The organism is Streptomyces cellostaticus, assembly GCF_001513965.1.
GTDB classification, from domain to species: domain Bacteria; phylum Actinomycetota; class Actinomycetes; order Streptomycetales; family Streptomycetaceae; genus Streptomyces; species Streptomyces cellostaticus.
On record NZ_KQ948076.1, the window covers coordinates 1 to 15229 of the forward strand.

General features: G+C 68.2%; 14 protein-coding genes and 2 pseudogenes. 10 read left to right on the forward strand and 6 right to left on the reverse strand.

Going from position 1 to position 15229, the window contains the following annotated elements; genetic code table 11:
• The first annotated feature begins 403 nt into the window (after window positions 1–403).
• The gene (locus AQI88_RS41620; protein WP_067010974.1) at window positions 404–997 is read left to right on the forward strand and encodes a hypothetical protein; all 594 of its coding nucleotides are present in this window, start codon (window positions 404–406) and stop codon (window positions 995–997) included.
• Window positions 998–1102: 105 nt separating this feature from the next.
• On the opposite strand, the gene AQI88_RS41625 is transcribed toward AQI88_RS41620, so the two are convergent.
• Window positions 1103–1528, reverse strand: a complete 426-nt coding sequence (locus AQI88_RS41625; protein WP_159050564.1) for a hypothetical protein — start codon at window positions 1526–1528, stop codon at window positions 1103–1105.
• Window positions 1529–1569: 41 nt separating this feature from the next.
• On the opposite strand from AQI88_RS41625, the gene AQI88_RS41630 reads away from it, so the two are divergent.
• On the forward strand, window positions 1570–1995 hold the full coding sequence (locus tag AQI88_RS41630; protein ID WP_159050565.1) for a MarR family winged helix-turn-helix transcriptional regulator: 426 nt from the start codon (window positions 1570–1572) through the stop codon (window positions 1993–1995).
• 16 nt (window positions 1996–2011) lie between these two features.
• Here the strand turns inward: AQI88_RS41630 and AQI88_RS41635 are convergent, their stop codons facing one another.
• The 3 genes from AQI88_RS41635 to AQI88_RS41645 all read right to left on the reverse strand — a co-directional run bounded on the left by AQI88_RS41635 (window position 2012) and on the right by AQI88_RS41645 (window position 4911).
• Window positions 2012–2716, reverse strand: a complete 705-nt coding sequence (locus AQI88_RS41635) for an SDR family oxidoreductase (RefSeq protein WP_067010990.1) — start codon at window positions 2714–2716, stop codon at window positions 2012–2014.
• A gap of 935 nt (window positions 2717–3651) precedes the next feature.
• Complete coding sequence (locus AQI88_RS41640) at window positions 3652–3939, reverse strand: hypothetical protein (protein ID WP_067010980.1); 288 nt, start codon at window positions 3937–3939, stop codon at window positions 3652–3654.
• Window positions 3940–4008: 69 nt separating this feature from the next.
• Window positions 4009–4911, reverse strand: a complete 903-nt coding sequence (locus AQI88_RS41645; RefSeq protein ID WP_067010994.1) for an ADP-ribosylglycohydrolase family protein — start codon at window positions 4909–4911, stop codon at window positions 4009–4011.
• A gap of 443 nt (window positions 4912–5354) precedes the next feature.
• On the opposite strand from AQI88_RS41645, the gene AQI88_RS41650 reads away from it, so the two are divergent.
• Window positions 5355–6383 (forward strand): transposase, encoded by a 1029-nt coding sequence (locus AQI88_RS41650; RefSeq protein ID WP_067010982.1) that lies wholly within the window; start codon window positions 5355–5357, stop codon window positions 6381–6383.
• Window positions 6384–6605: 222 nt separating this feature from the next.
• On the opposite strand, the gene AQI88_RS41655 is transcribed toward AQI88_RS41650, so the two are convergent.
• Complete coding sequence (locus AQI88_RS41655; protein WP_067010984.1) at window positions 6606–7994, reverse strand: MFS transporter; 1389 nt, start codon at window positions 7992–7994, stop codon at window positions 6606–6608.
• Window positions 7995–8120: 126 nt separating this feature from the next.
• Between AQI88_RS41655 and AQI88_RS41660 the strand changes: the two genes are divergently transcribed.
• The 4 genes and pseudogenes from AQI88_RS41660 (at window position 8121) to AQI88_RS44525 (ending at window position 12076) form a co-directional block, all read left to right on the forward strand.
• Window positions 8121–8756: an XRE family transcriptional regulator gene (locus tag AQI88_RS41660; protein ID WP_067010986.1), complete on the forward strand. Its 636-nt coding sequence runs from the start codon at window positions 8121–8123 to the stop codon at window positions 8754–8756.
• A gap of 62 nt (window positions 8757–8818) precedes the next feature.
• Window positions 8819–9333: pseudogene (locus tag AQI88_RS49245) on the forward strand (Tn3 family transposase); the annotation flags it as partial.
• Complete coding sequence (locus AQI88_RS46415; RefSeq protein ID WP_159050566.1) at window positions 9326–9793, forward strand: hypothetical protein; 468 nt, start codon at window positions 9326–9328, stop codon at window positions 9791–9793. The pseudogene AQI88_RS49245 and the gene AQI88_RS46415, both read left to right, overlap by 8 nt.
• Window positions 9794–10084: 291 nt before the next feature.
• Window positions 10085–12076: an endonuclease/exonuclease/phosphatase family protein gene (locus tag AQI88_RS44525; RefSeq protein WP_159050567.1), complete on the forward strand. Its 1992-nt coding sequence runs from the start codon at window positions 10085–10087 to the stop codon at window positions 12074–12076.
• 97 nt (window positions 12077–12173) lie between these two features.
• On the opposite strand, the pseudogene AQI88_RS41675 reads toward AQI88_RS44525, so the two are convergent.
• Window positions 12174–12788: pseudogene (locus AQI88_RS41675) on the reverse strand (IS256 family transposase); the annotation flags it as partial.
• Here AQI88_RS41675 and AQI88_RS46945 point away from each other — a divergent pair.
• From AQI88_RS46945 to AQI88_RS41685, 3 genes are all read left to right on the forward strand, one after another.
• On the forward strand, window positions 12714–13217 hold the full coding sequence (locus tag AQI88_RS46945) for an MFS transporter (RefSeq protein WP_167357517.1): 504 nt from the start codon (window positions 12714–12716) through the stop codon (window positions 13215–13217). The pseudogene AQI88_RS41675 and the gene AQI88_RS46945 overlap by 75 nt on opposite strands.
• A 118-nt stretch (window positions 13218–13335) precedes the next feature.
• Entirely contained in the window at window positions 13336–14169 is an 834-nt protein-coding gene (locus AQI88_RS41680; protein WP_067010988.1) for a PIG-L family deacetylase, read from the forward strand.
• 596 nt (window positions 14170–14765) lie between these two features.
• Window positions 14766–15206 carry a VOC family protein gene (locus tag AQI88_RS41685; RefSeq protein ID WP_244184637.1) on the forward strand — a complete coding sequence of 147 codons (441 nt, stop codon included), beginning with the start codon at window positions 14766–14768 and terminating at the stop codon, window positions 15204–15206.
• Window positions 15207–15229 lie beyond the last annotated feature (23 nt).

Below are 15229 nucleotides of genomic sequence, written 5' to 3' on the forward strand. Positions count from 1 at the left end.
GATCTCTGGACCCACAACACAGTCATGACCACCGGCAACTTCACCACCAACCACCGCACCGACGACCTGGTCATCCGCTGGTCCGACGGCGAGACCACGATGTACACCGACACCGGCATGAACACCCTCGGCACCGAACACAACCTGGTTCCCCACGCCTGAGCCCCTCGGACAGCATGAGGCCGTGGCAGTCATGCAAACGGGCAGGCCAATCGCCTGCCCGTTCTGCACTGGTGTCGATCACCAGTCCTCCGAGCCAGGTGGTGGGCGGGTCGGCAGGGTGCAGCGCAACCGCAGCGACCGTGAAGTGCACGGTCAAGTGACCTGAACAACCTATGGGGGCGGTGTCTGTCGACTACGGTGGCGCCGTCCCCGCTCCCTTCCCGACAGGAGACGCGGCTTCATGACCGACGGCCTTCAGTGGCTCGAAGACCCGGTTCCGCTCCCCGGCGGATACTGCGCCGTCTTCGCGCGCGGCATCGATTCCGAAGAGCTCGTACGCCGGCTCGCCCCTGGTACCGAGCCTCGCTTCATGGGCCCGCGCACACATGAAGCATTCGAGGACGACCTGTTCCAGCTCGACCGCAGCAAGCCCGTGGACGAGACCGTAGGCGTCCGCTACGGATCGGTCGGCGACCTTTCTTTCGTCATCGGCTACGGCCCCTGGCAGGAAACCCTCAGCCGGTTCGACACTCCTGAGATCTCTCACGGAGGTGCGCATACATACGAGCTGTATTTCATGGCCGAGCACCCGAACGTCCCTCCGCCGCATTTCCGTTACCACCATGACGGTGTGTACGAGGTGATGTGTGATCTCAACGACGACGACTGGGTAGGAGTCGTCGATGTCCTTGGAGACAACGCCGGGCTAGTCGCCGCACTGGAAGCCGACAAGCGGCGATCTATGGAGATCCTGGAACAGCGCTTCGGTCTGGCCCTGCCGAAGGAAGCGATCCTCACCGGCGAACTTCCCGCCGCGATCATCAAGGATGCCTGACCACGCTCTGTGCCTGCGTAACGCCCCCCTCAGCCCGCGGGCCATCTGTGCGATCTCCCTCATGAATGAGGCCTCAGGTCGGTGACATCGCTCTGGCGGCCGGTCTCACAGTGGGTTCGGCCGGATCCGTCCCGGCGCCGGGTTGCGGCCGGCGAGCAGCCAGGCCGCTATCAGCAGGGCGGCGGCGAACACCAGAGGGCCGATCGTCTGAGGGACCTGATGGTGGGCCGCGCCGATCGTCGCGTCGCCGATCTGGACCGCACCGTTCAGCGCGAGTAGCAGGCCAAGGGAACGCCAGGCCCGTAGGGCCAGCAACCAGACCATTGCGCCGAGCAGCACCAGGCTGCGGGCCGCCAGGTAAGCGGCATAGGTCCTGGGCGCGGCCTGGTCGCCTCCAGGCACCAGTCCGCCCGGATCCACCAGGCCGGAAACCGCGAAGTAGCCGGACGTGACCACGGTGAGGAGCGCGACAAGCCCGCCGAACCGGCGGGCATTTAGTGAGGTAGCCATATCGTTCGGGTGCCGAATCATATGGCTAGGCTAACGTTGGTGTGGTGACGGCGGAAGGGTCTTTGACCAACACGGTGGGTTTCTTGCTGGGCAAGCTGGGCCAGCAGGCGAACGGACGGTTCGCGGATCGGCTGGCCCCGCTCGGCCTGCGCCCCCGGCACTGTGCCGTCCTGGAGTTCCTGTCCGGCGGGCCGCGGGCGCAGCTGGAACTGGCCAAGGCCGTCGGGGTGACCGCGAGTGTGGTCGTCGACATGCTCGACGAACTTGAGGAACTCGGTGCCGTACGGCGGGTACGGGACACTACAGACCGTCGGCGTCAGCTCATCGAACTGACGCCGGCCGGCCGGGAACTGCGGCGCCAGACGCTCTCGCTGGCGCGGCAGAACGACGAGGACTTGCTGAGCGCGATCGACCCCGCCGAGGCGGCAGCACTGCGCCAGACCCTGGGCCGGATCGCTGCTGCCATTGGCCTGACTGCGTGGCCGTGAACCGCGTGAACCGCGATTACACAGACTGGCCAATCGGCCTGACGATCACCGTGTTGATGTCGATACCCCTCGGCTGACCAATGGCCCAGACGATCGTCTCACCCAACTGCTCTGCTGACAGAAAGTCGCGGTCGGGCAGGCCACCGGGGGCACCATCGAAAAAGTTCGTCTTCGTCGCGCCCGGCGAGACGAGGGTGACGCCGATGCCCTCAGCAGTCACCATCCTCCTGGTGTTCTCCGCGATGCCGGTAACGGCCCACTTCGTTGCACCGTAGATGTTGCCTGGCGTGTGGACATGGCCGGCCACGCTGCCGACGAGCACGATCCGACCCTTGCTCTCACGCAGCGCGGGCAGCGCGGCATTGATGAGCAACGCGGGGCCGAGGACGTTGGTCAGCACCATGTCGTCCCAACCGGTGGGGTCACCGTCGGCCAAGTCGTCGAAGGTTGCGTAGCCCGCGTTGGCAACGACGACGTCCAGCCGCCCGAACGTCGTCACCGTCGTCGCGACCGCTGACCGAACGGCATCGTGGTCGGCCGCGCTTCCCGGCATCAGCAGCAAACCATCCGGCTCGCCGAGCTCCGCGGCGAATCGGCGGAGCCGGTCCTCGCTCCGACCAGTGATCGTCACGCGGTAGCCCTGCTTCACCAGTTGCCGAGCCGTCGCGGCCCCGATCCCGCTGCCGCCGCCGGTGATGAGTGCGACAGGAGAGTCCGTCATGTGGAGCCCCAAGGAATGTGTCGTGAAGTCAACTCGGGGATTCCAGCACGTGGAGTGCACTCCAAGTCAACCACCTTGAGAGGTCGTGCAGAGAGCCAACTTGCCGGTCGGCGCGACCACTTAGGTGTTGGGTCTGGGTGCCTGGCCGGGATGACCTGCAGTGATTTGATCGGCCGTCGACGTGGCGGGTTGAGTTCCTGGGCCAGTTCGCGGGCGAGGTTGCCCAGTTCAGCGGCGAGGCGGTGAGGGGGGAGAGCACCGGCAAACGTGGTGACACTGCGGCGGGCTGCTCGCAGGGCTGCTGCAAAGGTCGCGGGTCGCAGTCGGAGCAGGCGAGGCTGTCGGACGGGTAGGGTCCCGGATCGATGGGCACCGTGTGCCGGTTGTACCGGCCGCGTCCGCGCCACACCTGCGTCTGGCGAGGCGTCCACTCGGTCGGCACGTGGCGCTCGGGAAGGTCGGGAGTACGGCTGCCGCAAGCCGCGCACGTGCGGTAGACCAGCGGTTCGTTGACGATCCACGTCGCCGGTTCGCCCGGGGCATCGGCGTCGACCAGGTACAGCCCCGCCTGGGTTTCCCAGCTCGCGGGCAGGTCACGGTCCGGGGCGAAGTACGTCGACACGACGCAGCCGGGCCTCAGGACTGGGCCAGCCACACGCTCCAGGCCCTCCGCGTCGAACTGGCCGGGCTCGGTGAGGTAGTGCCGGCCGAACTCGCCGGCCGCCACACCAGGCGCATCGGACGATCCAGCTCAACACCGGTCTGGCCCAACGTGACCACGCCCGCGTCAATGGGGCACAGATACCGGCCGCGGCCCCGACCAGCAGCCACCCCCTGAAGCGGCACACGGCACTCGGGGCACTGATAGTTGCTGATCTTGTCGCCTCGTCGTACCCGGACGCAGTGGATCGCCTGGCGCTGCGGGCAGCGTCCGTTCATACCCGCATTCCTTCCGGGTACGTCATGCGGTCCGTGGGAGGGCAGGTGACCTGGTGCAGGTCATCGTCCAGCAGAACCCGCAGGTACTCGCCCTGATAGCCGACGATGACACCGGGGCGGTCGTCGAAGGCGACGCGCATCCCGCCGTGCACGGCCAGGCCGTGGTTCGTACGGATGCGCTCGATGCACTGCGCCTCCGCGTTGTCCAGTTGGAAGAGTTGGCGGCATCCGGCGCGACGGCACCGTCCGTTGCGGTGGACCTTGACGGCGTCGCGCACGACCACGAAGCCTTCCTCACCCTCGGATGCGCACTGATCTGCTGGAGACGCCTGAACTCATCCCGATAGGAGTTCTTACTCCGACACAACCAGGGGAAGCGGTTCACGGGCTGCGTGCCAGGCCGAGGGGAGGGTGTCGACGCCCGTGCGGGCGGCAATCACCCCGCCCGCGATAGCACAGGTGGTGTCGATATCGCCACGCCCGGCGACCGTGAACCACAGGCCCTCGTGCAGGTCGTCGAGGTGCCCCGCCGCGCACCACAGAGCGTAAGGGACGGTGTCGGGCCCGGACATCCGGTAGCCGGAGCCCAGGACCTCCGCGGCGTGCCGGACCGATGTGCGCTCCGGCATCCGGGCCGCGACCCGCACTCCCGATCGGACGTCGCTGTCGGGGAGTCGTTCAGCGACTGCCTGGAGGAAGTCCGGCCGGGCCGGGGTGTGCCCGCCCCGGCTACGGGTTGCCAGCGCCGCGGCGAGGGCGACCGCTACCGCCGCGGCGACCGCCTCCAGGTGGTGGTGCGAGACCGCAGCCTGGCGGGCGGCTTGCTCGGCGACCACATCGAGGTCGGCGGCGTGCCAGGCGCCGAGCGGAGCGGCGCGCATGGCTGCGCCGTTGCCCCAGGAGCCTTGGCCACCGAACTGCCCGGCGACCACCTCCCGCCAGGGCTCGCCCGCGCCGATGCGACGGAGCACGTCATGCATCGAGGCTCCGTAGCCGCGGTGCGTGTCGTCGGCATAGGCTGCCGCGAAGCGCAGGGCGAGACGGTCCTGGTCAACGGTGCCGCCACCCTCGGCGAGTTCCCGGACGAGAACGAGCGCTTGGGCGGTGTCGTCACTCCACCGCCACAACGCTTCCGGGGGCAGCGTCCGCGCCTCCAGGGCTGCCGGACCGTCCTGGCGCAGGATGCCGAACCAACGGTCACCGAAGGCGTCACCGAAGGCGAGCCCGTGCAACGAGTCCAGCACAGCGGTAGGCATGTTGATCACTGGGGCAGTATCACAGCGCGACGGCGCTCCTGCACTCCGATTATCGCGCGGACATGCTTCTGATCCGGGCATGATGCCGGGCGACCGCGGCTACAACCAAGACGACAAGTACCGCCGGCGGGTCTGGGACCCGGAAGCCGCTGATCACCCGCCGGTGTACCGAGCACGGCTCCTGCCTCAGCTGCCCAACCTTGGGGTGTGGAGCGGGTGTTCGCCCATCTGTACTGGTTCCGCCGTCTACGGATCCGCTGGGAGATGCACGACGACACCCACGAAATGTTCCTCACTCTTGGATGCGCACTCATTGCCGGCGGCTGCTTGAAGTCATTCCGATAGGAGTTCTCAGCAGAGGACGGATTCCACGCACGTGATCAGCGCGGTGCGGGATCTGAACCGGCTGGAGCTGGTCGGGGAGAGGGTGCGCGCCGCGCTGGATGCGCTGGCCGGCGCGGCCCCCGATCTGGCTGGCAGGCCGGTTCGGGACAGACCAGGTCGCCGAGTGGGAACTGCGCCATGCGGCCCGGATCGACTCCTGGCGCCTGCCCTCCTCCCAGACCAAGCGCGACCGGCTCGCGCAGGTCTACGGCGACGACGCTCTCACGCTGCTGCGCGCGGTGTGGGCACCCGACGCCCCCGCCTGGCTGTGCGAGATCGAGGCCATCGGGCTGCTGCGGCAGGTCGTGGTGCAGATCTACCACGTGACGACCGATGCCCGGGGAGGGCAGGTGATCAGGAAGCGGGGGGCCGACACCCCGGACACGAACACCGGCACTGGCACCGGCACCGGCACCGAGGCGAGTCCCGCACAGCCGAACCTGATCACGGACGTGGCCACCACCGTCTCGACCGCGCCGGACGTGACCGCCACCGCCCAAATCCAGCAGCGCCTGACCGAGCGCCAGGTCAAGCCCGGCGAGCACTACCTGGACTCCGGCTACCCCTCCGCCGACCTCGTCGTGGCCGCCGCCCGCCAGGACATCACGATGGTCACCCCGCTGCCGGCCGACCGTTCCCGCCAGGCCCGCACCGCCGAAGGCTTCGACAAGGCCGCATTCCGCATCGACGGGAACACCCGCCAAGTGCACTGCCCCGAAGACCGCACCAGCACCGGCTGGTATCCCGTCCAGCAGCACGGACGCGACGCCATCGCGATCGAGTTCGCCCGCTCCGACTGCGGCTCCTGCCCCTCCCGCGACCCATGCACCACCGCCGCCTGGAGCAACCGCATGCTCACCCCGCGACCCCGTGAACTCCACGAGGCCACAGCCGCCGACCGCGCCGCCCAGAAGACCGACACCCGGCAGGCCGAGTTCGCCCTGCGCGCCGGCGTCGAGGGCACCATCAACCAGGCCCTCGACATCACCGGCCTGCGCCGGGCCCGCTACCGGGGACTACCGAAGGTCACCCTTCAGCACGTTTTCTCCGCCGCCGCGATCAACATCGTCCGGCTCGACGCCCACTGAGTCGGCCGGCAGCCCCAACGACCGGGACGGACCCGCACAAGCCGCCTGTCAAAACCCGCCCACCGACTCACCGCACAACCCAGAACGAAATGCGCAACGGAGTCCAGGCCCGGGAGATCCCACTCTCAGCGGCGACGTGAGCAAAGGCGCGAGTTCGGCAGCGCTCGACGAGGCGGCGGCGCCCGTCAACGGACAACGGTGTGTTGCGGTGAGTCACGCGGCTCACCGCGCTTGTGGGGAGGCGGGGCCCGTGGTGGCCTCCCTCGGCCGTGATGCGTGGGCGACGAGGAAGAGCAGTACGCCACAGGCGGCGACCAGGATCCAGCCCGGGCGGGACGCGTGGGGGAGCCCCCTCGGGCTGGTGGCCGTGACCAGGCCGCCGGCGAGGGCGATGCCGAGGGCGGAGCCGAGTTGCCGTGCGGTGGAGGTGATCGCCCCGGCCACGCCGGCACGGGCGGGTGGCAGTCCATTGACCGCGGTGTTGGTGATGGGGGCGTTGGCGAAGCCGAACCCGATGCCGATGAGCGAGTATGCGGCCAGAAGCAGGAGCACGCTTGTGTGCGGGGTGAGCCGGACCAGGCAGAGCCCGCCGACCGTGATGAAACCGCCGGCAAGGAGCAGCGGCAGCCGCGGCCCCGTGCGGCCGACCATGCGGCCGGACCAGGGGGCGCAGACGGTCGCTCCGACGGCCAAGGGCAAGGCCGCCACGCCGGCGGCCAGCGGTGTCCATTCCCGGGTGTGCTGCAGGTAGAGGGTGTTCAGCAGCAGTGTCATGTTGAGGGCGACGAAGACCGCCACCGCGCCCACGACGGCACCGCTGAAGACCGGGCGCCCGAAGAGCCGCGGATCCATCAGCGGCTCACGTCGGCGGGACTCGACCCACACGAATCCGGCTGTCGCCACGGCAGCCCATGCGTATCCCGCCAGCGCCGCAGGCGACGTCCAGCCGATGCGCGGCCCTTCGATCAGGACGCCGACCACGGCTGCGAGGACCATGGTCAGCAGGACCTGGCCGGGCAGGTCGAGCCGCCGGGCCCGCTGTGCCCGGGACTCCGGCACGAACACCGCACTGAGCAGCAGAGCGGCCGCGATGACGGGTGCGTTGATCCAGAACAGCGCCCGCCAGTCGAGCCCTGCGAGCAGCGCGCCGCCCGTGACGGGGCCGGCGGCCATGCTCAGTCCGAACACCGACGCCCAGATGCCGATCGCCTGCGCCCGTTCCTTCGGGTCCGGCATCGTGTTCACCACGATCGCGAGCGCCACGGGGCTGAGCATCGAGGCGCCGATGCCCTGCAGGGCGCGGGCCGCGATGAGTACGCCCGCCGACGGGGCGAGCGCGCAGAGCAGTGAGGCTGCGCCGAACACGGCCAGCCCGCACTGGAACACCCGGCGGCGTCCGAAGCGATCCGCCAGTGCGCCGGAGGAGATCAGGAGACTGGCCAGGACGAGGGTGTAGGCGTCCACGATCCATTCGAGACCGCGCGTGTCGACGTCCAGGCCGCGCCCGATGGCCGGCAGACCCACGTTGACGATGGTGGTGTCCAGGCCCACCAGGAACATGCTCAGGCAGCAGACGGCCAGTACCGTCCAGCGTCTGCGCGTACTCAGCATGGGTTGAACAGGGTGTGTCGTCGCGGTCACGGTCTACCTCTGATGTCCGGGAACAGTGCCCGGCAAGGCTCGGCCCGGGCGACGGCCGCAGCCCATCAATTTTGCGAACACTGCAAAAATGGATCCATGAACACAGGATCCAGGGACGCGGAGCTGGAGCAGATTCTCGATGGCATCGGGCCCCGGCTGCGCAGGCTGCGCCGGGACCGGGGACTCACGCTCGAGGCACTCGCGGCCACGACCGGGATCTCGGTCAGCACACTGTCCCGGGTGGAATCGGGCCATCGGCGCCCGACCCTGGACCTGCTCATCCCGCTGGCACGGGCGCACCACGTCGCACTCGACCAGCTGGTGGCGGCGCCGGCCAGCGGTGACCCTCGGGTGCACCTCCGGCCCCTGCACAAGGAGCGCGGGAGCGTCCTCGTGCCCCTGACGCAGTACCCGGGCCGAGTGCAGGTCTTCAAGCAGGTACTGGCACCCCGCCAGCCGGAACTGGTCACCCACGAGGGCTACGAATGGCTCTACGTCCTCGCCGGTCGGCTACGCCTCATCCTCGGGGCGCAGGACTTCACGCTGCGGCCCGGCGAAGTGGCCGAGTTCGACACCAGCGAGCCCCACTGGTTCGGCCCCGCGGACACGAGCGCCGTGGAGATCCTGCACCTGTTCGGTCCACGAGGAGACCAAGCCATCGTCCGCGCCGGACCGTCCACAACCGATCCCGCCCCGCCGACCGTCCCAAACCCACCGTCAACAACGTCATGACCCGCTACAGCTAAGCCTCCACGGCCTTGATGGGCGCTTTGACCTGGGCTGATCGGGCGGCGCAGGTGGTGCCCCAGCACGAGCCGGCGGCCGCGATCGCCGCGCTGTTCGAGCTGACCCCGCCGCTCGACTCGGACGCGGACGAAGTATGGCGGGCACCGTTGGTCACCCGTTTCGGCACTGCGCGGCCGCTCTTGAAGCTTCTGGTGACGGTGGTCGACTTCGGCGCCACACCGGAAGGGCCTGCCGGTCCTGGCCGCGCTGAAGTTGCTGCCGGACCTGATGGGACGCAAGAAGGTCGGCCCCGCTGATCTCGATACCAGCCTGCTCACCGGCTCCTGGCGGCGGCTGGTGCTGTCCGCGCCACACCCGGAGCCGGGCACGGTCGACTGGAAGGCGTACGCGTGCTGCGTGCTGGAGCAGCTGCACCGAAATGCTGCGTCGGCGCGAGGTGTTCGCGAAGAACTCCTCCAAGTGGGGCGACCCCCGCGTGAAGCTGCTGGACGAGGACGCGTGCGACCAGGCCAGGCGAACCGTGCTCGCCTCGCTCGGCCTGCCCGCCGATGCGGGTGAGCACCGATACCCGGCTCGCCGCCCGCCGAGCCGAGAGCCTCATCTGCTACTCCTGCTACCGCGTCGCCCCGGACGTCGTCGAAGAGTGTGCCGCCTGCGGCCGGCTTCGTATGCCGGTCACCCGGCGCCCGGACAACTCGCCGCCCTGCACAGCCTGTTGGGCCGGCGCGGAGCACACCTGCGTGATCTGCGGCACCGTCGGCCCGGCCAAGTCGAACGGCCCCCAGGGACCATTCTGCGCGTCCTGCCATCACCGGCAGCGGAAGCCGGTCAAGGAATGCGGCCGCTGCGGACAAGTACGGCGCATCGCCCGCCGGGCCTCCGGATCACGACCGGACATCTGCGAGGACTGCTGCAACGGGCCTGCCAAGACCTGCTCCACCTGCGGGATGCCCGCTCCTGCCACCGCGGGACGGGCGGCGCATGGGCCTGCCGATCCGGTCGTGTCCCTTGCCGTGGTGTAGCCGATCAATTGGCGGTTGTATTGGTGGTGTTGGGTAGCGCTGGGGCGCTTCTTCTTCCCATGGCGTTCCGGGAAGGCCACGAAGTCCGTCAGGTCGTCCTTGACCTCCAGACGTATCTGCTTTTCCGGCTGATCGGCCTCAGTTACTCCGTCTGGCGCTGTTCCTGATGCAGGTGGGGCGAGGCAGCCGTATCTTCCGGGGCGGGGCAGCCACACTTTCGATCTCGTGAAACCAACGAAAGGTCACCGACGTGCGAGCGAGGCGGTCCGACGCCTTGTCGTACTGTCCACCGTGACACTGGTCGCGCTACTGACGGCGATGCCGGGGGTCGGCTCTGGGCTGGTGGGGCGTGCTACGGCCGCTGCGCGGCAGGTGGAGCTGCACCGTTCCGCCACGTACAACATGCGCTACAAATCGGAGCGCTGGCAGCACGGCGTCTTCCCCCTGGCCAAACAAGTGGAGATCCTGGCGCTGCAGGAGGTCCCGGACAGCTTGCCTCCGGATGTGGTTCTGGAGGGCGGAAGGCAGGTGGGTCCGCTCACGAACACCAACGGCTTCACCGTCGAGCGCTACCGCTGGGTGAACTGCCGTCCGCCCAACCCGCAGAGCCCCTGCATCATCTACCGGGTGACGACGCACCGTCGTAACCGCTCGATCGCCATCGTAGTCAACCAGCAGGGAGACGGCGTCAGTGCCGTGAACGTCATCCCGCCCCAGTCCCCGGCGCCCGACGCCAAACCGACGCTCGGTATCGAGCTGGCGGACGGGACCTGGTTCTACTCCGTGCACGCGCGGAACAGAGTTGGTGAAGCCCAGGACAACGACGCCCCTGCCCTGGTGGGCGCGATCGCAGGGGTGGGGGGCGACCACTGGGCGGCCCTGGGCGACTTCAACCGCACGCCGGACTCATGGCCACGGCTTTCTCAGGGCCAGTTCATGGTCCGGACGGGTAGTCCCACCTACCCGGTGCAGCTACCCAGGGCCGAACTCGACTACATGATCGTCAAAGGCCTTTCCTCAGCCCTTAACTACACTGCTCACCGCCTGACCTATGTGGACGGCTCCGACCACTATCCGGTCGGCTTCTGGTACAGCCCGTCCGGCGGCATCGACTACAGCTGCGATCCCGGCGACAACCTGCTGCGGGCGAGGCAGGACAAGTGCGCGCGCAAGGCGGCGATCGTGTCGATGGGCGACAGCTATATCTCCGGCGAGGCCGGCCGCTGGGCGGGCAACGGCGACACGCTCCCGGGGGGAACGGTCTTTGGCACGGACCGCGCCGCCACCAACTGCTTCAACGAGCACTTCTGCGGCCACGACCTCGACCGGGTCTACGGCCTCACCTCCTACGCCGAGGGCGGCAACCGCTGCGACCGCTCCGACACCGCGCCGATCGTGACTGCCTCCTATCCCGGGGTTGGCTCGTGGCGGCATTTCAATCTGGCCTGCTCCGGGGCCACCACCAACGAGATCACCAACCCGTACACCGGAAGGGAGCCCGCCCAGACCGACCAGCTGAGGGCTGTCGCCTTGGCCTACCGGGTGAAGGAGATCGTCGTCTCGATCGGCGGCAACGACCTGCAGTTCGGGGACATCGTCCGCTCGTGCGTCAGACGCTACCTCACGGCTTTCGAGCCTTACTGCAAGACTGCCTGGGGGGACCAGAGCACGGAGCTCGACACCGTCGGAAAAAAGGTGACGGAGTCCCTGAGGGACATCCAGAACACGATGCGCAAGGCAGGCTACGCCCCCGGGGACTACCGTCTGGTCGTTCAGAACTACCCGAGCCCGCTCCCGCCGAGCGACTCGTACCGGTATCGGGAGACGTACGCGCGCTACATCCGGGGCGGCTGTCCCTTCTACAACACGGACACGGACTGGGCCCGCAACACCATCGTGCTCGGGATGACCTTCGCACTCCGACGGGCGGCCGAAGCGGCCGGCGCTACCTTCCTGGACGTGCAGGATGCCCTCGCCGGACACGAGCTGTGCAACAAGAATGCCCAACAGGCCACGGACGACAACTCCGCCGCTCATCCGCTGGATTCACAGTCGGCCGAATGGGTGCGCTGGGTCTCCTACCTCCGCTACCCGGACGCCCTCTGGGCCTCCCAAGGGGACAACCAGGAAGCGATCCACCCGAACGCCTTCGGCCAGCTCGCACTGGGCGGCTGCCTCACCCAGCTGGGCGACCAGGCGCCCCCGGGGAGCTACTCCTATTTCCTTTGCGTCAACGACGGTCGCAACGGCGTCAACGGTATGCAGATCTACCGCGAACACTGACACCGCGCCACACGAACCGACCAACCCCGCCCGGAACCGACAACGGAATCCGGGCGGGGCCTCCGCACGATGGCGTCCCTGCTTGCGGTGCAGGGGATTAACTGGCCGTTGTGTTCGTGGTGTTGGGTAGTTTGGGGCCGATTTTGGGGAGCTCGGCGGGGTAGAGCTCGTCCATGCTGCCCTCGGGCAGATAGCGGCGGGGGAAGGCGATCCACTCGTCGTGCATTTCGAAGAGCACGGCACTCACCAGCCGCAGCAGCGCGTCGTCGTTGGGGAAGACCTGGACGACGTCGGTCCTGCGCTTGATCTCCCGGTTGATCCGCTCCAGCGGGTTCGTCGACTGGATCTTCTTCCAGTGCCGTTACGGGAAGGCCGCGAAGGCCGTCAGGTCGTCCTTGGCCTCCAGCAGCATCCGTTTGACATTGGGGAACTGGCCTCCGAGCATGTCGGCGACGGTGTCGACCTGGGCCCGGACCGCGCTCTGGCTGGGATGGGTGAAGATCGTGCGGATCGTCGCGGCCACCATCTCACCCGCGTCCTTATCGATCACGCTGAAGACGTTACGCAGGAAGTGGACCCGACATCTTTGGCAGGCGGCGCCGATCATCACCTCGCGGATCGCGGCGACCAAGCCGGTGTGATGGTCGGCGAGGACCAGACGGACCCCTCTCAGGCCGCGTTCACGCAGGTGGCGCAGGAACTGGGTCCAAAATATGCCGCCGTGACCTCGCTTGTCGGCGAGGTTCTGGCGACCACGCAGCAGCAGCTCTTCCCCAAGGAGATACTGGCCCGCGTCAGCTCGTTGGACTGGATGATCTCGTTGATCGCCATGCCCGCCGGCTACGCCGCCGCTCCGGTCGCCCGGTTTCTCGGGATGCGCACGACCCTGCTGGCCGTCGCGGCCCTCATCGGCACACCTTGCCTGCTGCTGAACCTGCTGCCCGGCGTGCGCTCGGTCCAGCGCTTCAGCCTGCCGCGGCCCGGGCCGGTGCAGCGAGCCGGCGCTCTCGCGAAGGCCAAGGCCCAGGGGTGTTGCGGTGTGCGGCGGGAACAGCCGGTCCGGCCGGCACTGTTGCACTGGGCAGGAGACCGGCGCCGCACGGGCGGAGAACACAGAGACCAACAGGCCGTCCCGACGTGATCCGGGGCCCTCGGGTCCGCGGTACGCCCGGTCATCCGACAATCGATATCGAAGGGCAACCGCTCATAAGCCGGCCGCGGACTCGGACCGAGGCCTTTTCACACAGGAGGACTGCTTCATGAATGACTGGCCCTTGACGCTCATGGCGGTACACGCCCACCCCGACGATGAGGCCACTGGAACAGGAGGTGTCCTCGCGCGGTACGCGGCGGAGGGCATGCGCACGGTCCTCGTGACGTGCACCGACGGCGGTTGTGGTGACGGACCGGGGGGCGTCAAGCCGGGCGATCCCGGGCACGATCCGGCGGCCGTCGCCTTGATCCGGCGTCAAGAACTCGAGGCGAGCTGCGAAGTCCTGAAGGTCAGTCACCTGGAGATGCTGGACTACGCCGATTCCGGGATGATGGGCTGGCCGACCAATGACGCCCCCGGATCCTTCTGGCAGACACCCGTGGAGGAGGGCGCTGCCCGACTCGCGGAACTCTTGCGGCGCTACCAACCCGATGTTGTCGTCACCTACGACGAGAACGGCTTCTATGGCCACCCCGACCACATCCAGGCCAACCGCATCACGATGGCGGCGCTGGCGATGACCGCGCTGACACCGAAGGTGTACTGGACCACGGCGCCCCGCTCGATGATGCAGCGGTTCGGGGAGGTCATGCGCGAGTTCGGTGCGGACGTGCAGGAGCCGGATCCCGCTGAGGCCGCCGCGTTGGCCGAGATCGGACTCCCCGACGAGGAGATCACCACCTGGGTGGACACCACCGCGTTCGGCGGCCAGAAGTTCGATGCGCTGGCCGCGCACGCCAGCCAGGGCGAGAACATCTTCTTCCTCAGGATGGGCCGGGAGAGGTTCACCGAGTTGATGGGCGTCGAGACCTTCGTGCGCGTCCAGGACACCACCGGCGCGGCCGTGCCCGAGAACGACCTCTTCGCCGGACTGCGCTGATCCGCCCGCCCACCGGGGGCCCGAGAGAGCTCATGGTCCGTACCGCTCGATCGGTCGTGCACGCACACCCGGAGGCTTGTTCACGTGGGTTCCGCTCCGGCGGCCCTTGTTCATCAGGATGGCCCTGCTCGGTCGTGTGGCGGTTACGAGGACGTCAGTCCCCCCACCCACCTGGGCAGGGCCGTTGAGCGGGAACGTTCCACACGCTGGGCGGGGACCAACCGGACGGGCTGGTGGCCAGTGTCCATGTGGAGCTGCGGGCCGCCACGCACAGCCCGCGCCCGGAGCAGATGCGGGCTGCGGGTCTGCACAGATCAGCAGCGCTGGCGTGGTGACCACCCATCAAAAGGCGTATCCCAACCTCACGCAGGAGAGGGCGACTGTGGGCTGGGTTCTGTCTCTTCGGCCGGCGTCGGCTCCAGATGAGGATGCTCGCGAGGCGGAGTGCGGCCTGGTAGGCGATCGCGAGCCGTAGGGCCTCGGCAAGGTGAAGCACCCAGAACATCGACACTTCCGGGTGTCGAGAATGCGGCACCGGCTCCGTCCCAGGGGTACCAGTAGCCAGAACGGACTGCGCGACGAAGAAGGAGCACCCCGTGACGATTCAGCGGATGGACAACGTAGCCATCGTCGTCGACGACCTGGAGGCTGCCATCGCCTTCTTCACCGAGCTCGGCATGGAGCTGGAAGGCGAAGCGCAGATCGAGGGAATCTGGGCAGACCAGACGGTCGGCCTCGACGGGGTCCGCAGCGCCATCGCGATGATGCGCACCCCGGACGGCCACGGCAAGCTGGAGCTGACGAAGTTCCACACCCCCGCGACGATCACTGCCGGACCGCTCAACCCGCCCCCCAACACTCTGGGCCTGCACCGTGTCATGTTCGCCGTCGACGACATCGACGACACGATCACTCGCCTGCGCCGCCATGGCGCCGAACTCCTCGGCGAGGTGGCGCAGTACGAGAACATCTACCGACTCTGCAACCTCCGCGGCCCCTCGGGAATCATCGTCGCTCTGGCCGAACGGATCGGCTAATAGGACTCTGTTAGGTCTGTCTT

Coding starts and splice junctions, on each gene's coding strand:
- AQI88_RS41620 (WP_067010974.1), top strand. CDS start 404: ATGACCGACGGCCTTCAGTGGCTCGAAGACCCGGTTCCGCTCCCCGGC.
- AQI88_RS41625 (WP_159050564.1), bottom strand. CDS start 1,528: ATGATTCGGCACCCGAACGATATGGCTACCTCACTAAATGCCCGCCGG.
- AQI88_RS41635 (WP_067010990.1), bottom strand. CDS start 2,716: ATGACGGACTCTCCTGTCGCACTCATCACCGGCGGCGGCAGCGGGATC.
- AQI88_RS41645 (WP_067010994.1), bottom strand. CDS start 4,911: ATGCCTACCGCTGTGCTGGACTCGTTGCACGGGCTCGCCTTCGGTGAC.
- AQI88_RS41650 (WP_067010982.1), top strand. CDS start 5,355: ATGCGCTGGCCGGCGCGGCCCCCGATCTGGCTGGCAGGCCGGTTCGGG.
- AQI88_RS41655 (WP_067010984.1), bottom strand. CDS start 7,994: ATGCTGAGTACGCGCAGACGCTGGACGGTACTGGCCGTCTGCTGCCTG.
- AQI88_RS41660 (WP_067010986.1), top strand. CDS start 8,121: ATGAACACAGGATCCAGGGACGCGGAGCTGGAGCAGATTCTCGATGGC.
- AQI88_RS41680 (WP_067010988.1), top strand. CDS start 13,336: ATGAATGACTGGCCCTTGACGCTCATGGCGGTACACGCCCACCCCGAC.